This is a genomic window from Shewanella sp. MMG014 (assembly GCF_018100775.1).
GTDB classification, from domain to species: domain Bacteria; phylum Pseudomonadota; class Gammaproteobacteria; order Enterobacterales; family Shewanellaceae; genus Shewanella; species Shewanella japonica.
Genome location: NZ_JAGJDZ010000001.1, coordinates 250,666 through 269,310 on the forward strand (window position 1 = coordinate 250,666; position 18,645 = coordinate 269,310).

Annotated in this window: 15 protein-coding genes; 6 read left to right on the top strand and 9 right to left on the bottom strand. The window is 41.3% G+C overall.

The features are described from left to right. Nucleotides 1-45 precede the first annotated feature (45 nt). Both J8L86_RS01060 and phhA read right to left on the bottom strand, forming a co-directional pair. Nucleotides 46-384 carry a 4a-hydroxytetrahydrobiopterin dehydratase gene (locus J8L86_RS01060; RefSeq protein WP_055023029.1) on the bottom strand — a complete coding sequence of 113 codons (339 nt, stop codon included), beginning with the start codon at nucleotides 382-384 and terminating at the stop codon, nucleotides 46-48. Nucleotides 385-418: 34 nt separating this feature from the next. Further along, nucleotides 419-1,216, bottom strand: a complete 798-nt coding sequence (phhA, locus tag J8L86_RS01065; protein WP_055023030.1) for a phenylalanine 4-monooxygenase — start codon at nucleotides 1,214-1,216, stop codon at nucleotides 419-421. A 359-nt stretch (nucleotides 1,217-1,575) separates the two neighbouring features. Between phhA and galE the strand changes: the two genes are divergently transcribed. From galE to J8L86_RS01080, 3 genes are all read left to right on the top strand, one after another. Next, on the top strand, nucleotides 1,576-2,589 hold the full coding sequence (galE, locus tag J8L86_RS01070; RefSeq protein WP_055023031.1) for a UDP-glucose 4-epimerase GalE: 1,014 nt from the start codon (nucleotides 1,576-1,578) through the stop codon (nucleotides 2,587-2,589). A gap of 36 nt (nucleotides 2,590-2,625) precedes the next feature. Next, the gene (gene napF, locus J8L86_RS01075) at nucleotides 2,626-3,123 is read left to right on the top strand and encodes a ferredoxin-type protein NapF (RefSeq protein ID WP_080915361.1); all 498 of its coding nucleotides are present in this window, start codon (nucleotides 2,626-2,628) and stop codon (nucleotides 3,121-3,123) included. Nucleotides 3,124-3,293: 170 nt separating this feature from the next. Then, nucleotides 3,294-3,728: a polymer-forming cytoskeletal protein gene (locus tag J8L86_RS01080; RefSeq protein ID WP_055023033.1), complete on the top strand. Its 435-nt coding sequence runs from the start codon at nucleotides 3,294-3,296 to the stop codon at nucleotides 3,726-3,728. 92 nt (nucleotides 3,729-3,820) lie between these two features. Here the strand turns inward: J8L86_RS01080 and J8L86_RS01085 are convergent, their stop codons facing one another. The 7 genes from J8L86_RS01085 to J8L86_RS01115 all read right to left on the bottom strand — a co-directional run bounded on the left by J8L86_RS01085 (nucleotide 3,821) and on the right by J8L86_RS01115 (nucleotide 13,934). Further along, nucleotides 3,821-4,510 (bottom strand): DUF2982 domain-containing protein, encoded by a 690-nt coding sequence (locus tag J8L86_RS01085; protein ID WP_055023034.1) that lies wholly within the window; start codon nucleotides 4,508-4,510, stop codon nucleotides 3,821-3,823. Nucleotides 4,511-4,545: 35 nt separating this feature from the next. Next, nucleotides 4,546-5,124, bottom strand: a complete 579-nt coding sequence (locus J8L86_RS01090) for an ElyC/SanA/YdcF family protein (RefSeq protein WP_345742582.1) — start codon at nucleotides 5,122-5,124, stop codon at nucleotides 4,546-4,548. A gap of 463 nt (nucleotides 5,125-5,587) precedes the next feature. Next, nucleotides 5,588-6,493 (bottom strand): fructokinase, encoded by a 906-nt coding sequence (mak, locus tag J8L86_RS01095; protein ID WP_055023036.1) that lies wholly within the window; start codon nucleotides 6,491-6,493, stop codon nucleotides 5,588-5,590. A gap of 95 nt (nucleotides 6,494-6,588) precedes the next feature. Then, nucleotides 6,589-7,410 (bottom strand): 3'(2'),5'-bisphosphate nucleotidase CysQ, encoded by an 822-nt coding sequence (cysQ, locus tag J8L86_RS01100; RefSeq protein ID WP_247663127.1) that lies wholly within the window; start codon nucleotides 7,408-7,410, stop codon nucleotides 6,589-6,591. A gap of 325 nt (nucleotides 7,411-7,735) precedes the next feature. Then, nucleotides 7,736-9,802 (bottom strand): glycoside hydrolase family 16 protein, encoded by a 2,067-nt coding sequence (locus tag J8L86_RS01105; protein ID WP_211028292.1) that lies wholly within the window; start codon nucleotides 9,800-9,802, stop codon nucleotides 7,736-7,738. 134 nt (nucleotides 9,803-9,936) lie between these two features. Beyond that, nucleotides 9,937-12,576 carry a glycoside hydrolase family 3 N-terminal domain-containing protein gene (locus J8L86_RS01110; protein ID WP_247663129.1) on the bottom strand — a complete coding sequence of 880 codons (2,640 nt, stop codon included), beginning with the start codon at nucleotides 12,574-12,576 and terminating at the stop codon, nucleotides 9,937-9,939. 62 nt (nucleotides 12,577-12,638) lie between these two features. Further along, nucleotides 12,639-13,934: a sugar MFS transporter gene (locus J8L86_RS01115; RefSeq protein ID WP_211028294.1), complete on the bottom strand. Its 1,296-nt coding sequence runs from the start codon at nucleotides 13,932-13,934 to the stop codon at nucleotides 12,639-12,641. Between the two features lie 298 nt (nucleotides 13,935-14,232). Here J8L86_RS01115 and J8L86_RS01120 point away from each other — a divergent pair, with 298 nt between their 5' ends. The 3 genes from J8L86_RS01120 (at nucleotide 14,233) to J8L86_RS01130 (ending at nucleotide 18,188) form a co-directional block, all read left to right on the top strand. Then, the gene (locus J8L86_RS01120; protein ID WP_055023039.1) at nucleotides 14,233-15,567 is read left to right on the top strand and encodes a GH1 family beta-glucosidase; all 1,335 of its coding nucleotides are present in this window, start codon (nucleotides 14,233-14,235) and stop codon (nucleotides 15,565-15,567) included. A 56-nt stretch (nucleotides 15,568-15,623) separates the two neighbouring features. Beyond that, nucleotides 15,624-16,943 carry a glycoside-pentoside-hexuronide (GPH):cation symporter gene (locus J8L86_RS01125; RefSeq protein WP_211028296.1) on the top strand — a complete coding sequence of 440 codons (1,320 nt, stop codon included), beginning with the start codon at nucleotides 15,624-15,626 and terminating at the stop codon, nucleotides 16,941-16,943. 240 nt (nucleotides 16,944-17,183) lie between these two features. Further along, complete coding sequence (locus tag J8L86_RS01130; protein ID WP_065109173.1) at nucleotides 17,184-18,188, top strand: LacI family DNA-binding transcriptional regulator; 1,005 nt, start codon at nucleotides 17,184-17,186, stop codon at nucleotides 18,186-18,188. Nucleotides 18,189-18,645: the final 457 nt, after the last annotated feature.

Sequence of the window (18,645 nt, forward strand, 5' to 3'; positions counted from 1 at the left end):
GCAGGTTACGTTAACGTAACCTGCTGAAATTAATAATGAAGCTGGCTAGTCTATCAACTGGTCGGTTTTCGCCGCCATGATAAAATCATTTTTATGAAGTCCTTTAATTGAGTGTGACCACCAAGTCACTGTCACTTTGCCCCATTCCGTTAAAATACCAGGGTGATGAAACTCTTCTTCAGCAAGTTCAGCTAATTTATTGGTAAAAACCATCGCCAATTTGAAGTTCTTGAACTTATACACACGCTCTAACTGATTAATTCCGTCACGATTCTCTACGGTCCATTCTGGGATCATTTGACTGAACTCGACCATTTCTTGCTCGGTCACTTTTGGGGCATCAATTTGGCAAGCTTCACATTTTAATTCTGATAAATCAGACATAACTACTCCTGAGTTTTTTGTTCTTTTATTCGTATTAACTTGCAATCGTCTTTGGGGCAAATTTAGGTTCAAGTAACCCCAACTGACGTGCTTTTGTCACTGCAGCCATAATGTCCATTTGAGCGATTTCATCCAAATAGTCGACGCTGTCAATCACATAGTAAATAGGTTGCATAATATCGATTCGGTAAGGCGTTCTTAGCACTTCTATCAAATCAAATGGCTTACGTTCAGGTTCATCACTTAACGCATATAAGGTCTCGCCAGGAGAACTTAAAATCCCCCCACCATAAATATTAAGACCGCCGTCAGCACTTTTGACTAAACCAAATTCCACAGTAAACCAATACAGTCTAGCTAAATATACCCGCTCTTCTTTTGATGCAGCCAAACCTAGCTGACCATAAATATGTGAAAAGCGCGCAAATGCTGGGTTCGTCAATAACGGGCAATGGCCAAAAATTTCATGAAAAATATCCGGTTCTTGTAAGTAATCAAACTCTTCTTTGGTACGAATAAACGTGGCAACGGGGAACTGTTTACTCGCTAGCAATTCAAAAAATTTTCCAAAAGAAATTAAAGCCGGCACGCCCGCGGTTTTCCAACCAGTCGTTTCGGTTAGCACTTTATCGATTTCTTGTAATTGCGGCACCCTGTTGGTCGGCATATTGAGCGCCTTAAGGCCTTGCATATACGCATCACATGCACGTCCTGGCATGTTAACCATCTGACGCTGATATAACTCATGCCAGACATCATGTTCTTCATCAGTGTACTGAATATAACCCTGACTATCGGGGATTTTAGCTGTGTAATTTGTTGCTTTACTCATAAGTGTCACTTTACGTAAACTTCTCTGCCTTCATAGTGAGCTAAGGTTTCATATTTGTTAACAGGCTCACACTTTATTGATTGGCAGTTTGCTAGCTAAAAACGTAAACCATTCGCTACAAAGTCAATATTGATAAAAAATAGTAATTTAAAAACAGAGACTTAAAATGTAGTTATAGTTTGACGAATGAGTTAAAGGCTATCAATGTTGCAGACTTTTTTGTAGCGCATCTTAGAATGAATGCTGCTATTTACTGATTATTCGAATGGATATCAGTAACAAAAGTTATATTCATCACGCTAAGTTAAGTACAATAGTATGAGCAATTACTTTTTACTCCACAGTGTTAAGGACAAACCATGGCAATTCTAGTGACTGGCGGTGTTGGCTATATCGGCTCTCATACTGTCGTAGAACTGTTAGATGCCAATCAACAAGTGATCATTGTTGATAATTTATCGAATGCCAACGTTAATGCGCTCGACAGAATCCGCCAAATTACAGGGAAAGATTGCACTTTTTATCAAGGTAGCGTGCTCAATAAAGCCCTGTTACACAAAATCTTTACCGATCATGTTATCGACTCAGTGATTCATTTTGCAGGCTTAAAAGCGGTAGGTGAGTCTGTCACTAACCCATTGCAATATTATGAAACCAACGTCACAGGTTCCATCATACTTTGCCAAGTCATGGCTGAGCATAATGTAAAAAAATTAGTCTTTAGCTCATCAGCCACTGTTTACGGCCTACCTGAAAGTCTGCCAATTCGAGAGGATTTTGCCACAGGTGCTACCAACCCTTATGGGCAATCTAAACTTATGGTTGAGCAGCTATTGGCTGACTTATACGCTGCAGATAGCCAATGGAATATTGCTGTATTACGATATTTTAACCCAGTTGGTGCCCATAAAAGTGGGTTAATAGGCGAAGATCCTAGTGATATACCCAACAATTTAATGCCATTTATTTGCCAAGTCGCGATTGGGAATATCAAAGAATTACGCGTTTTTGGGAATGATTACCTCACACCTGATGGCACTGGTGTTCGAGATTATATTCATGTCGAAGATCTCGCAACAGGCCACATCAAGGCTTTAAATAAACTGTCTGAAAACCCTGGCATTGTGACTTACAACCTCGGTACAGGTAGAGGTTATAGCGTCATCGAGTTAATTACGGCATTTGAACAAGCCAGTGGTAAGACTATACCTTATCGCTTTACAGATCGCCGTACAGGAGATTTAGCCGCCTATTTCGCTGATGCGACTTTGGCGCACAAAGAACTTGATTGGCAGCCCACTCATACCCTTGAGTCAATGGTTAAAAGTAGCTGGCAATGGCAATCAAAAAACCCTAAAGGTTATCGAGAATAAACACGAAATGAATCATTGTAAGGCTGGAAATAAATCATGAGCCAATCCATTAATCATAGCCGTAGAAACCTATTCAGACGCAGAAAAGACAATGCTCAACGTCCACCATGGGTGATAGACTCTATCGAGTTTACTGACGAATGCACTCGTTGTAATGCCTGTATCGATGCTTGCGAAACCAAAGTGCTTATTAAAGGAGATGGCGGCTTTCCAGAAATTAAATTTTCTGAAGATGAATGCACTTTTTGTCAGCAGTGTGCAACCGTCTGCGAAGAAAAGATTTTCGATGTATCTCAAGCTTTACCATGGACAATTAAAGCGTCAATCAATGATTCATGCCTGACCTACAAAGGTGTGTGGTGTCAAAGTTGCAAAGATGCATGCGATCCTAGAGCTATTACGTTTAAGATGGCAGTCGGTCAAATCCCTAAACCCATTATTGATATTGATGCTTGTACTGGCTGCGGCGCATGCGTATCTCCTTGCCCTGCACAGTCAATTACCGTGACAGAACCTCACGCTAAAGCCGAGTAATTGAGGCTAATTGAGTGACCGCCGTCAAAAAAAAGTCCTAACAGTCAAAATTTAATTGTTTTTTTTGCATTTAATTGTCGCTATATTAAATGTTAAATATCTATAACAAAGTCATTTTCGCCGCGCTTATCAGTTTTATTGCGGCCTAATTATGCGAAAAGAGAGTCTACATGTTTAGTAAAAAAAGTCCGGCAAACAACCTCAGTTTTATCGCAAACGACTGTGAAGTCACGGGTAATATCAAAGTTGTTGGGGACGTCTTGATTGCAGGCAAAATCAACGGTGAAATTCGTGCAACAGGTAACGTAACAGTAGAATCAACAGGTGTAGTGACTGGTGGCGTGATTTGTGTTGAAGCGTCAGTCTCAGGCTTGATGACAGGTAATATTACGTGCGATAAATTATCAATCACCAATACAGGTACGTTTGATGGTGAAGTTTACAGTAAGCGTATGGAAATCTTAGATAATGGTCAGTTTATCGGATACCGCAAAGCTTATGACGAAAGCGCAGAACATCAGTTAATCTCAAATGAAAAAGTGATCAGTGATTCATCAGAAGAAAAAACTGATAACCCACAACTTTCCGCTGCTGTGACAGCTTAGTTTTCACCTAAATTTGTTGATAACTGTATTAATAAGCTTTGTTGTTGTTTCAAGTGATGTTTGAACCATCACCCACGAGACAATAACAAAGTTTACGTTATTTCTTCTCCTTCTCCACCAAACTCTTGCTGCCACTCCCTTAGTAAAGCCACAAACGCCATTGGTGCCCTATCAAGGCTATCCACAGAAATATATAAATGAAACCCGAGATGACTTTCAAGTGTCTGACAGCGATGGCCAAACATTGCTAACACGCCTCTGTAACGATCCCCATTAACGACCAAAGGAGTAAACTCAGCGCCTAGGTAGGTTTCTAAACTTTGTAAGTCTTCATCTTGTGTCGCTGCCGTCATCAATAACGGGCGCTGCTCAGTTAACAGACCTGTCGCCAATCGTGGGGAAATATTGTCTAGAATGGGGTTAATTTTTTTGAGCTTAAAGCCAATGTAAGGCAATTCGATTAATTCAAGGTTTTGAGTCACTCTTGATACATCAATTCGCTGGATATTGTTCCACCCGATATGGACAGTACCGCGTCGATGGAAATATTCGACTCCTGCCTGTGTTAACTTAAAACTGGCACTAGGTTGGTTAATTTTAGCGATACCTAAAATTAAACTCACACTGCCAAAACCAAACAACACAATGCCGATCCCAAATAGGTGTTTTGCAGTGATAAATAACACTAGGCTGATAAATAACGCTAGCGAACCGAACACGGTTAAGGTTATACCATTACGCTTACCAAATGGACTGATTAATAATGTGTTTTCTTGAGTCATGTTGCCAACGTTTAGCTTGTAAGGATTAAAGGTTGTTATTCAAAGGTTTCAATCAAAAACCGTTTTATTTTTAGCCATTCCATCCCGACATATTCATGAATCGACCGTTGAGAAATAAACAAGTTTGAAGCGCTAAACCGCCACCAATAGCCTGTAGAACTGATAAAGTTCGTTGGCGCAGCCACTGGGAATAGATTTTCTTGGCTAAATATTTTTATCGATCTTGGCATATGCGTCGCTGAGGTAACCAGTATGAATGGTGTTTTTCCTACCAGCTGCTTCATTGCTTGTGCTTCTTCTATGGTATCTAACGCTGTTGGAAAAATAGTAATGCTTTCAGCTGGCACCCCAAGTTCAATGGCTGCACGTTTCATGATCATCGCATGGGGCGTTGGGGTAATTCCGCCGCTCCAACCACTGACGACTAAGGTACATGGTCTGTCTGCGATATCTAGCTGTCGTAAGCCTTCCATCAACCTTGCAAGTGCGGTCGATGATAACTGCTGTACAGCACTGATCTCGTTATTTTCAGTATGGCCTGAGCCTAACACCATCACATAGCATTGATAATTTTCATTTTCGTCATAAGCAAAAGACAGCGGAATTTCGTTCACTGAGTACCTTGACTCTAAACTATGGGATAGCGCAGCAGATACATATGAGTTACTGAAGACCAATAAGGTTGAAAAGCCTAAAAATAGACACAGCTGTCCAATAACTTTTTTATGTTTACTACAGTAACGCCAAATGAGTAGAGCCATGAGCAAACACAAAAGTGTAAATGGTACAGGCATGACTAATTGTGAAAGTATTTTTTTAAGCCAAAACATTAAGATACCCAAAGATTATTCGCAGCAATATATTAGCTTGTTAAGGAATAGATTACTAATACCTATATGTTATCCAGTCACGCTCCACATTTCACCAACATCATATCGTCACCAATATGATGAACATAAAATTGCTTTATGCATAAAAAAGCGACCCTATGATAAGCGTCGCTAGTGTTTTTATATGCTTTGAATTTGAAGTGTAATGCCCTAAATAATCAATACAAAAACAAATCAAAAACTCTCATTAATGGCTATCTTTACCCCATAGCCACGCTGCGCCACGTACACCTGATGACGCACCAAACTGGTTTTTGACCACTATCGTGTCGCATTCACGGCCGACGACATATTTAGGCAACACCTTAGGCAACTCTTTGTAAATGGCATCAATGTTCGATACTCCGCCACCTAATACAATAACGTCAGGGTCAATCATATTGATTAAGTGGGCAAGAGAGCGTGCTAAACGGTCGATATAACGAACAAAAGCTTGAGTAGCCAAGGGATGCCCTTCAGCCATCATCTGTGAAATTTGTATTCCACTGTCAGCCTCACCTCCTGCTCGGCGAAAATCTCTTACCCAGCCAGTCCCCGAAATAAAGGTTTCAATACAATCTTTATTGCCACAAAAACACGATGTTGAGTTGAACTCATCAGGCGTCATCCAAGGTAATGGGTTATGCCCCCATTCACCGCCGATACCATTACCCCCGCCGTGGACTTTGCCATTAATAGATAAACCACCGCCACAACCCGTTCCAATAATCACACCAAAAACCACGCCTTTTCCTGCTGCGGCGCCATCTACTGACTCAGATACAGCAAAGCAGTTAGCATCATTGGCAACTCGTACTTCTCTATCAAGACGGGCGCTCAAATCTTTATCTAATGGATGTCCATTAATCCAAGTAGAATTTGAGTTTTTAACTAATCCTGTAAAAGGTGAAACAACGCCAGGGATCCCTACACCAACTGAGCCTGTTTGCTGAGTTTCAGCTTCAGCTTCAGAAACGAGTCCAATTATCGCATCTAAGGTTCCAGGATAATTTTTTGGGGTAGGAACACGTTTACGAAACAGCTCGCTGCCATCATCCGCTAACGCTACTAACTCGATTTTTGTCCCGCCAAGGTCAACACCCATGCGCATCATAGCTTCACTCTCCATTTAATTATAATCTATCATTTAACACGTAGATTCACGGCATTAACCCAACGAGTGATAATGAGCTGTCATGTATGACGAAGTCAGGACTGTCGCTCAAACCATTTCGGTGATGCCGCAATAAAATACGGGTTTAAAATATCTTCTTTTTGGTTGTAATCTAACGGTGCTAAATCTGGGTGGCGTAACACTTGTCCACCTGCACTTTCTAATACTGCTTGCGCCGCCGCGGTATCCCATTCACTTGTTAGCCCCATTCTTGGGTACACATCAGCTTTACCCTCTGCCACTAAACAAAATTTAAGGGAGCTGCCGACACTTTGCATCTCATGCTCACCAATATTAGCGACATACGCTGCTACGTCAGGGCTAATGTGCGAGCGACTACCAACAACAATCGGGTTTTCACTAATAGGACGTTGGCTGATATCGAGCTTAACTCGCTTATCACCTTGTTCTAGCCAAGCACCTTGATGGCAAATACCTGAATAACACGTTTCTAGGACTGGCGCATACACCACTCCAGCGATGGCTTTACCATGATGTATTAGCGCAATATTGACAGTAAATTCACCATTTCGTTTTATAAATTCTTTCGTTCCATCCAGTGGGTCTATAAGCCAATAGGTGTTCCATAATTGACGTTCTTCCCACGGAATATCTGCAGCTTCCTCACTCATGATTGGAATACCTGCAAACTGACTTTCAAGCCCTGCGACAATAACATTATGACTTGCAATGTCAGCAGCCGTGACTGGGCTGTCATCCTGTTTAGTGACGACTTGCAAGTCTGAAGATGAATACACCTGCATAATGGCATTACCAGCGTCTTTAGCGATGCTGATAACTTGCTGTAACTGATTTTCTGTTATATCAAAAGGTTGATCTATTCTCTGGCTACTCAAAGGTAACTCCTTGGAAAATATCGACGATTAAGTCGTAAATAATCAACACATTATGCCATTGAACAAGGTAAATATTTATAACTATTTAGCTTGTCTTAGACATTAATCATTAGCCTTGCTAATACCGCTATTGTTACTCATTTGTAATAACAGGTTTGATAGTAAGCCAAGTCGGATAAGCTTGAAAGCCTCTAACCCTTGGCTGCATTCGTATTCAAACCTGAATGTTATTATCCTTTTAGCTACAAAATGGAGTCTAAAAGGCTGGAGTTATCCAGTGACGCTACTGTAACGAACACTTGTTATCTTAAAAATACTGTCCCATTTATTTAACCAGCTGCACGTTATCCACCTGCATTACAACACCATTTTGATTGCCCCATGCAGGGAAAATAACTAACGGCGTATCCACTTGCGTTAATACCAAGCTTGAACCTGTATTGGCGACGAGATCAGCTAACGCAATACGGTAATGTGTCCATGTGCCAACTTCAGGCGCTGGGATGGCAAAATCTCCTGAACTACATGGATGGCCACAATCGACTTTAATATTAAAATCGCGTACTTCGCGAGGGTCTGTTATGACGTTAAGATCAAATTCGACCGCAGCAAAGCTACTGACATCTTGCTGCAAGCCTGTACTTTGAAAATACACCACAGCCTCATCGGTATTAAAACTAAACTGGTTGACAATGCCATGGTCAGCACCGACGTCTAGTTGCTCAATTGCAACGCTGCCTGAAGCCGCATAATGACCAATAGTAAAAGGAGCTTTTACTTCATCATCATAAATAATAAGCTCATTAGCCGTTGATACTTGATATTCATAACGGACATTATCGATTTGTAAGCTCATATTGCCTAATGGTTCAATGACAAAGGGATTTGATACTGATGCTAAATCAACGAAACTTCCTGGAGAAAACCGATTACCACTGGCAACAAGTTCCGCAATAGGTATACGGATATCTGTCCAAGTATTCAATTCAGGTAAGCTAACACTCACATCACTAACATTTGGCCAACCACTATCAATTTTGACCAATAACTCAACGTCGTTGTCTGTGCTTAATAGATTTAAGTCAAAAACTAAAGTGCCGTTTGCTGACCAATGTGACAAATCAGCAGTAGGTGGATAACTAAAATAAGCATTACCTGTCGCGCCAACTTTATCTAGCTGAAGCACTTCCCCCTTTCCCTCAACAGTTAGCGTTTGTAATGTCACCGCATTATCAGGGTTGTAGCTATCAAGACTTAACCCCTCAGCGAGTCCTTCGTCATATAGTATGAATTCTGGCCCCGCACCTATATCAGTTGATGGCACAGTAATTTCAGGGGCAACATGCCCTTCAACAATCTCAGCATTGTCACCTACGCTGGCACAACCAGCCCCAGTTTCGGGTGACACACTGCACTCATAAACTCTAACGTAGTCCACTTCTAATACTTGCGGGAAAACACTTTCATCAACCCCAGTGTTATTGACATTACCCGCCCAAGTTCCACCAACTGCTAGATTTAAAATCATATGAAATGATTGATTATAAGGAGCATCTTCCGCTGCATTAGCGAGATTACCATCACTATCGACGTATTGACTGTACCAACCTGTTGAACGTTGAGTTGCAAAGTGGACGTCATCAACATACCAACGAATTTCATCCTTCTCCCACTCAATGACATAAACATGAAAATCGTCAGCTGGGTTAGCCCCATCAGGTAAGCTATATTCAGCGCCAGAGTACACATTGCCAGGCCAGGCTTTACCGTAATGCAAAGTGCCATGAATTTTAGCTTCGGGATCAGAGCCTTCTGTCACCACTTTAAGGTTAACCGCTTCCATAATATCGATTTCGCCGGAACCAGCCCATGGGCCATAAACCCAATCTGTTGGCAACATCCAAATCGCTGGCCATGTACCTTGCCCTTGCGGCATTTTGGCACGGATTTCAAAACGGCCATATTTCCAGTCACCTTTGTTCGTCGAATCTAATCGTGCTGATGTGTACGCTTGCTGTTTTGACGTATCGTTTTCATCATAATTAGGATCGCCCAATGCAACAGCAGGACCACTAAAATCTTCTCGCTGTGCAGTAATCACTAACTTTCCATCAGCAACTTGGCTATTTTCGGGACGCTGGGTATAACATTGCTGCTCCTCATTGCCTCCGCCATAACAATTATATGCGAGGTTCCACTTGTCTAAATCGATAGTGGTACCATCAAACTCATCGCTCCATACCAAATTCCATAGGTTTTCTTGTTCTTCGCTGTTATCGACAGGTGCCGTGTCTTCAACAGCATCTGTGGCACTGTCAGAGCCGCATCCTAATAACATGGCTGCAGCGAGACTCACACTTGTGATAGTTAAAACTGATGCTCTTTTTTTCATTTTCCCCCCAAGGAATACTCAAAAAACACGAAAAAAATCCAGCAAAATCCCCTACAAAATTAATTGCAAGTTCGCAGCAGTGCAGGATTAACTTGCCAGCTAGCATTATGCTAGCCGGCAAAACAAAAATTATATTAGGCGTCTGGGCAGGATATTGTGGCTGTTTCTGCCGCATTAGGCACAATCAATAAGTCGCTAAAGTTAATCTCAGCGCTCCCATTGGTTGCCAAATAGAAAGGTGTATTGATGTTACCGAAATTGACGTCTTTATTTGCAAAGCACTTCAAATCAACACTGATGGTTTGCCACTCACCTACCGCTGTATTTAAGGCATTAGCAATATCCACATCTGCGCGGCAATCTCGGTCACATGCAACCCCTAACATCACTGGCTGCTCAACTTTATTGGTGGTTTTAATTAACACTGACAGCGCTGAATCGGTGTTTGAGTATGCTCGTAAGTCACGAGGGAAGTTACTGATTAATCCTACAAACCCAAGGCCTGTACCATTAAAACTAACTAAACGAGCATCTTCTTGAACAACTTTATCAAAAGTTCTGATCGTCACAACATCATTACTTTGAATGCTGCTACTGACAGTATCGGACGATGATTCAGTACCAATCATTAATCGCCAAGGCGCTTTTACTGCACGTTCAAACAATGCTAATGAAGTTAACTTCTCCTGGGCTGCAAAATTATCTTCTGAAAGCGCATTAGACACGTCACTCTTCTCGCCATACTTCAGGCCATAGCCATAAGCGAATAAAGGCTGATAATTTTCATCATGGACATTAACTTCTGTTTGCTGAGGTCGAGTTGGCCACGAAAATGAAAGTTTACCGGTAAAGTCATGATTAACTTTGCCGTCTTTATCACTAAATAGCACTTGTGAAACACCATCACCTTCAGTACCGGGAAGCCAAGCAGCAACAAATGCATCCGATGCATTTAGCTCAGGATTCACCCACATAGGACGACCACTAATAAAGATAGACACAACAGGAATACCTTGAGACTTAAGTGAACGAAGTAATGCTAAATCACGTTTATCACCACGTTGGTATTCAAGGTTATCAATGTCACCATTCCCTTCTGCATAAGGTTCTTCACCGAATACAACAATAGCAACATCTGGTTTATTGTTTGCTTCAAACTGACCATCAACATTAAGTGTTATTTGGCCACCAGCCGCTGTCACATCTTTAGCAATACCAGCATAAATAGAGGTTGCACCTGGAAAGTCTTCATTTAGATTATCGGTGCCTTGCCAAGTGATACTCCACCCGCCAGATTGCTTACCAATATTATCTGCGCCATCACCAGCGACTAAAACGTTCATTTTTGGAGAAAGTGGTAACACATTATTATTGTTTTTCAGTAAAACTAACGATTCGCGTACTGCTTGTCTGGCGACATCACGATGTGCCTTAGCACCAATAAGTTCAGTTTTACCTGAAATTTCACGGTTAGCAGGACTGGGTTTTTCGAACAAGCCAGCACGAATTTTCACTCTGAGTATACGGCTAACTGCATCATCTATTCTTGCTTGAGGGATTTCACCATTTCTCACTTGGGCAATCGTATTCTCATATAATGGTTTCCATGCACTTGTAGGTACCATGTACACATCTAACCCAGCATTTGCCGCTTGCGCACATGACTCATTAGTACAGCCATCGACTTGTCCATGACCATTCCAATCCCCTACAACAAAGCCATCAAAGCCCATTTTGTCTTTAAGCACATCATTCAGTAGGTATTTTTCGCCATGAATTTTTTTGCCTTGCCAGCTGTTAAACGACGCCATGACGGTTTGAGCGCCAGCAGTCAATCCACCCACATAACCTTGAGCATGAATATCAAATAGTTCTTGCTCAGAATCTAGGTTTTGTCCTTGGTCTATCCCTTTTTCAGTCCCACCATCTCCTAAGAAATGCTTCACTGTGGAAATAACATGTTGATCAGATAAAAAGTCATCTCCGACCTTGCCTTGAAGACCTTCGACGATAGCATGTGAGTAGGCTTTAACTATTTGTGGATCTTCAGAATAGCCTTCGTATGTACGTCCCCAGCGATCATCACGTACAACAGCAACCGTGGGGGCAAATACCCAATCAATACCTGTTACCATCACCTCTTTAGCGGTAATGGCGGCTATTTCACGAATTAAGTCTGGATTATTCGCCGCACCTAAACCAATGTTATGAGGGAAAAGCGTAGCGCCAATAACGTTATTATGACCGTGTACGGCATCTGTGCCCCACATAGTTGGAATTGCATTGCCATCAATACTGTCATCTATAGATGCTTGGTACATATCTTCGGCGAGTTTAATCCAATCTGCAGGCGTGGCATGTTTATCATTATTAGGATAGGCGCCACCACCATTAAGGTAAGAGCCAAATCCATAAGTACGCATATCCTCAACGGTAATATCACGGATCTCAGGTTGGATCATCTGCGCAACTTTCTGCTCAAGTGTCATTGTCGCCATCAAATCAGAAATACGCTTCTCAAGCGCAGCGTCTTTTGTAAATGGAATCGCTAACTCCGGCCAAATAGAAATGTCACCTGAAACAGTCCCAGAAACAATCTTATTGGACACCGTTTGTGACGTTTCAGCTACAGGTGCAGGTTTATCATCACTTACCTTTGGTACTGATTTCTTTGTATCATCTTCGCCACATGCCGATAAACCCATCACGACAGCTAGCAGAGTGAGTGGCAAGGTTATTTGCTTATTTGCGAATACGTGAGTTGCCTTATCCATAATATTGCCTTTTCTATCCAATCTGCCTTCGCAGAAGATTAATTAATAAAAAACTTGTGGTATTACACTTGTGGACGCTTTGCCTTACTGCCAATAAGGCCATAATGGGCAATAAAGGCATAACAAACTAACGGTAAAATAAACGCCATTTGAATACCAAATGAGTCAGCTAGCATGCCTTGTAGTAGCGGCACAATAGCCCCACCCACAATGGCTAAACACAGTACGCCTGAACCTTGACTGGTGTGTTGCTTTAAATCGGTCAGTGCTAAACTGAAAATCGTCGGGAACATGATTGAATTGCATAATCCAACCAACAACAGAGCCCACATCGCAGTCGTGCCCTCAGCAAGCATCGCAACTGCAACTAGTAGCACGGCGCAAGTTGCATTAAAGGCGAGTACTTTACCCGCCGCAATTTTTTGCATGACTAATGCGCCAATGAAGCGTCCGACCATGGCACCACCAAAGTAATACGCAATGTATTTAGCCGCTTGCGCTTCAGTAAAGCCACCAATATCAGGTTGAGTTAAAAAGTTAATCAGAAAGCTACCAATACCCACTTCAGCGCCCACATAAACAAAAATACCTACTGCACCTAAAACAAGGTGTGGAAACTTCCAAGCGCTGCCCGTATCAGAAGAAGACTGTTGGGTGTTTTGTTCACTGATACCAAGTACAGGTAGCTTTAAAACAAAGAAAATTATCGCCAGCACACACAATGCACCAGCTAACATTAAATAAGGAACTTGCACAGTACTTGCTTGATGAACGGCTTCAATGGTTGCACTTTCAACAGCAGCTGAATCATCACTGTGACTCATATTGCTAAGAATGAGGTAACTGCCAAAAAACGGCGCGACAGTGGTACCAAGCGCATTGAATGCTTGGGTCATCGTCAGTCTAGAAGAAGCGGTTTCAGCTGGGCCTAACGCACTGACATAAGGGTTCGCTGCAACTTGTAAAATTGTAATACCAGCAGCCAATACAAAAAACGCGCTTAAAAACATCCAATAAGAGGCATAGCTAGCTGATGGATAAAACATCAAGCAGCCAACGCAGGCAATCGCAAGCCCTGTCACAATGCCTTTTTGATAGCCTATTTTGCCAACTAAAGCCCCAGCAGGTACGGAAACAATAAAGTAAGCACCGAAGAAGCAAAACTGCACTAACATGGCTTGGGTGTAACTTAATTCAAACATACTTTTTAAATATGGAATTAAGATGTCATTTAAGCAGGTCAAAAATCCCCACATAAAAAATAATGAGGTTAATGCCATCAACGCAAACTTAAAGTTACCGCTTTGATGAACACTTCCCATTTCTGCAGACTCTGCATTTAATGGTGCACTGGTCATGTCATTCCCTCTTTAATTATTATCTATTTATGGTCGATGACTATCTAAGCACTGTAGCTGTACACCTTTAGTAGTACGCAGATAGGCTGTTTCAAGATTTATCTAAATCAATTATTGACCTTTTGTTAATTAATCACTAATCTCGATGTAAGCGCTTTCATTTTTAACATATCGATAACGAAAGTCAACGCTTTTTGTAAGTAATCATTGTAAAAACACTTAGGTATTACCCTGAGTAAAAGACGCTGTAGTTTCGTTGACACAAATACGCCTGAAACATATTAAGTGAATAATAAATATGAAAATTTCTCTACCCGAAAATTCTAAAATGCACTCAAAATCATTTACGTTTGGAGTGGCAACTGCCTCTTTCCAAATTGAAGGAGCAGCAGATTCTCGCTTGCCTTGTATTTGGGATACCTTTTGTGCGACTCCAGATAAAATTCGAGATGGTTCAGACGGTAAGCAAGCCTGCGAGCACGTTGCGCTTTGGAAAGAAGATGTCAATTTAATCGAATCTTTAGGTGTCGATGCTTATCGTTTATCACTTTCGTGGGGAAGAGTGATTAACCAAGATGGCAGCTTAAATCAAGATGGGGTTAACTTTTATATCAACTTAATGGATGAATTAAACCGTCGTGATATTAAAGTGTACGTCACCCTATATCACTGGGATCTACCTCAACATATTGAAGATGAAGGTGGCTGGCTTAATCGAAATACGGCATACCTTTTTCAAGACTACGCGGACAAAATTACTAAAGCCTTAGGTGATAGAGTGTATTCCTACGCCACCTTAAATGAACCTTTTTGTAGTTCATATCTAGGTTATGAAATTGGTATTCATGCACCAGGGCTTGCTACCAAAGCTTTTGGCCGCAAATCTGCGCACCATTTATTACTTGCACATGGATTGGCTATGCAAGTGATTCAAAAAAATAGTCCCCAATCTCTTAATGGTATTGTGCTTAACTTTACGCCTTGCTATCCACTGACCCAAAGCGCAGAAGATAAAAAAGCGACACAGATTGCAGATGACTACTTTAACCAGTGGTATATCAAACCCATTATGGATGGTGAGTATCCAGCAATCATTAACGATTTTGCAGCTGGTGATAAACCCGACATTGAACCAGGCGATATGGCAATCATTAGTCAGCCAATCGACTTTTTAGGCATTAACTTTTATACCCGCGCCGTTTATCAAGCATGTAGCGACAATCAATTTGTCCAAATAGATATGAAGGATGCCCCTAAAACAGATATTGGGTGGGAAATTTATCCAGAAGCCTTCACTGACTTATTAACCAGTCTCAATAATACCTACTCATTACCTCCTATTTATATTACTGAAAATGGTGCGGCAATTGACGATCACATTGAAGATAACGCCGTTAACGATATTGACCGCCTAGAATATTATCAAGCCCATTTAAACGCTGTAAATAATGCTATAGAGCAAGGCGTGAAAGTTGATGGCTATTTTGCTTGGAGCTTAATGGACAACTTTGAATGGGCGGAAGGCTATTTAAAACGCTTCGGAATAGTGTATGTTGATTACCAAACACAAAAACGCACCATAAAGCGCAGTGGCTTAGCTTACCGTGACTTTATTAATCAACGCATTGATTAATCGATACATACTCAAAACCCTACTTAAAAAGAATAATAACCCGAAAGAGGTTTTCAATGATTAGCGTTAAAGAGAAAATAGCCTATGGATTAGGTGATACCGCCAGTAACATCGTGTTTCAAACCGTGATGTTATTTTTAACCTTTTTCTATACTGATATTTTTGGAATTTCGCCGGCATTTGTCGGCACCATGTTCCTTGCAGTAAGATTTATCGACGCAATAACCGATCCGCTAATGGGCGCATTAACCGATAGAACCGAAACAAAATGGGGTAAGTTCCGCCCCTACCTTATTTGGTTTGCCCTGCCCTTCGGTATTATCAGTGTTATGGCCTTCACCACGCCAGATTTAGCGGAAGAAGGCAAGATGATCTATGCCTTTGTTACCTACACCGCCCTGATGATGGTTTATACCGCCATTAATATTCCTTATTGTGCATTAGGCGGCGTATTAACCGCAGATCCAAAAGAACGTGTTTCCGTCCAGTCTTATCGCTTTGTGTTTGCCATGATTGGTGGATTAATGGTGTCAGCATTAACCTTACCTTTAGTTGAATATTTCGGACAAGGTGATCAAGCTAAAGGTTATCAGCTTACGATTGCGGCAATGAGTGCCTTGGGCGTAGTGATGTTTATCTTGTGCTTCTTAGGAACCAAAGAGCGCTTACATCCTCCTAAAGATCAAAACCTCAGCTTCAAAAAAGACTTTAAATTACTCTGGCAAAACGATCAGTGGCGCATTCTTTCAATCGCTGCGATTTGGTTATTATCAGGTATGGTATTAAAAACCAGTTTAGCGATTTATTACGTTAAGTATTATTTGAATATGCCTGACTCCATTACCTTATTTATCACGCTTGGAATGATAGGTAATATTTTTGGCTGTATCTTAGCTGAGCCTTTAGCCAAACGAGTCTGTAAAGTAAAAGCTTATATTACCATTCAAATTATTGCTGCTGCGTTATGTATAGCAGCCTACTTTGTATCGGGTGAACAAGTGGAATTGGCATTTGCGCTGTTCATTGTTTGGGGCTTCACCTTCAATATGGGCACCCCATTGCTATGGGCTAAAATGGCGGATGTTGTCGATTACGGCCAGTACAAAACAGGCGTTAGAATTACTGGCATGATTTATTCTTCAATCATTTTCTTTATTAAGCTTGGTGTTGCAATTGGTGGCGCAGCTGCTGGTTGGTTACTGGCTTTTTATGGCTATCAAGCAGATGTAGAGCAAACAGAAGCGACACAACACGGTATTTTGATGTCATTTACCCTTTACCCTGCTGTCGGCTCTATCATCGTAGCCATCGTAATGAAATGGTACACCTTAGATAACAAAGCGGTAAGTCAGGTTCATGCTGAGATTACAGAATAACTATCAATGGGTTAATAGATAAAGCTGTTAGTATAAATTTACTCAGAATTGTATATAGTTAACAACAAACAGCCTTGATACAATTTACACTATCAAAAGAAAATACTGTCAAATTGGCCTGATGATTGAGTTACATTCGTCAATTTATCTGTTTTTTTGATGATTATGCTAAAAGGTTCATGCTAGTCTTATCGGCGTTTTTCGATTTTGACTAGCAAAACAAGTATTAAATAGGGATATATGGCGACTATATATGATGTATCAGTGTTAGCAGGTGTTTCGCTGGCAACGGTATCAAGAGTGATGAATAACAATACTAAGGTCAGTGAAAAAACACGCCAGAAAGTATTAAGCGCAATGGATCAGTTAGGTTATCGACCTAATACCATCGCTCAATCACTAGCGTCTAGTCGCTCAAACAGTGTTGGAGTCTTAGTCTCTCAACTTGATGGTCCATACTATGGCCCTATGATGACCGAGATTGAAACCGCGCTTCGAGCTGGCAATAAGCACGTTATTATTGCCGCTGGCCATAGTGTTGAATCACAGGAAAAAGACGGTGTCGAGTTTTTAATGAGCCGTGGCTGTGATGCGTTGATTCTAGACGTTGAAGCTGTCGATGATGAATACTTGATAAATCTACATAAAGGCAACACTCCCATTGTGCTCATTAACCGCTATATTGAAGAAATCAGTGATTGCTGCGTTTATTTAGATAATGAGTTAGGTGGTTATTTAGCAACCAAGCATATTTTAAGCCAAGGCCATACTGATCTAGCTTACGTTTCAGGCCCGTTATACAAGCTAGATGCTCAAGACCGTTTACTCGGACATAAACGAGCATTAAAAGAGTTCAATGTCGACTTTGATAAGACATTATTTTATGAAGGTAACTTCCGTGAATTTGGCGGCAGTGATGCGATGAATCATTTATTAACCATCGATAAGCCTTTCACAGCGGTGGTATGTGCCAGTGATCAGATGGCTTCAGGAGCGATTGCAGTTTGCTTAGAAAGAGGCATGAAAATCCCTCAAGAACTCTCTTTTGTTGGCTACGATAATATTCCTTTTCCACAATATATTTCACCAAAACTCACCACAGTGAACAACCCCATCCATGAAATGGGTAAAATGGCTGCATTTTGGGTGCTTAAGCATGTATATAATGACCCTAAGGCGATAGTCGAAAACACCTTCATCCCGCAACTGATAGTGAGAGACTCTGCGACATCACCACACAAGTAACCTTCGAAATTGAAGACGTTAAGGGAATAGTCTAACTCGCTATTCCCTCATATACTGTTTCCCTATACGCTTTATATTACCCCGATAACCTTAATACTTTGCCAATATCCTCTCTGCCTATTCCTTTAAACAGTTAGCGTTTCCGCAGTAATGAGTACAAGCACAACTGGGATCTCGCCTATCATGATATCCACAAGGTGTTAATATCACCCTCCTTTATCGTTTACTCGCTACCGCTTTATTCCCTATAACCTTCTACTCGCTTTACCGTTATTCACTCTGCACAGATTACTCTATCTAGGCACTCTGTCCAGGTACTCTGTTCAAGTACTCTGCCTTGGCACTTTTGTTTTTCAATCGTGTTAATTTCGGCTATTCACTTATCAGGCTTTGTACTCAAGACCGAACTGACTGATTAATTGAAGCTCAAAAGTGCTTCAGCGTTACCCAGAGGATA

Coding starts and splice junctions, on each gene's coding strand:
- J8L86_RS01120 (WP_055023039.1), top strand. CDS start 14,233: ATGAAAATTTCTCTACCCGAAAATTCTAAAATGCACTCAAAATCATTT.
- J8L86_RS01080 (WP_055023033.1), top strand. CDS start 3,294: ATGTTTAGTAAAAAAAGTCCGGCAAACAACCTCAGTTTTATCGCAAAC.
- phhA (WP_055023030.1), bottom strand. CDS start 1,216: ATGAGTAAAGCAACAAATTACACAGCTAAAATCCCCGATAGTCAGGGT.
- J8L86_RS01060 (WP_055023029.1), bottom strand. CDS start 384: ATGTCTGATTTATCAGAATTAAAATGTGAAGCTTGCCAAATTGATGCC.
- J8L86_RS01110 (WP_247663129.1), bottom strand. CDS start 12,576: ATGGATAAGGCAACTCACGTATTCGCAAATAAGCAAATAACCTTGCCA.
- J8L86_RS01130 (WP_065109173.1), top strand. CDS start 17,184: ATGGCGACTATATATGATGTATCAGTGTTAGCAGGTGTTTCGCTGGCA.
- J8L86_RS01085 (WP_055023034.1), bottom strand. CDS start 4,510: ATGACTCAAGAAAACACATTATTAATCAGTCCATTTGGTAAGCGTAAT.
- galE (WP_055023031.1), top strand. CDS start 1,576: ATGGCAATTCTAGTGACTGGCGGTGTTGGCTATATCGGCTCTCATACT.
- mak (WP_055023036.1), bottom strand. CDS start 6,493: ATGATGCGCATGGGTGTTGACCTTGGCGGGACAAAAATCGAGTTAGTA.
- J8L86_RS01105 (WP_211028292.1), bottom strand. CDS start 9,802: ATGAAAAAAAGAGCATCAGTTTTAACTATCACAAGTGTGAGTCTCGCT.
- J8L86_RS01125 (WP_211028296.1), top strand. CDS start 15,624: ATGATTAGCGTTAAAGAGAAAATAGCCTATGGATTAGGTGATACCGCC.
- J8L86_RS01115 (WP_211028294.1), bottom strand. CDS start 13,934: ATGACCAGTGCACCATTAAATGCAGAGTCTGCAGAAATGGGAAGTGTT.
- napF (WP_080915361.1), top strand. CDS start 2,626: ATGAGCCAATCCATTAATCATAGCCGTAGAAACCTATTCAGACGCAGA.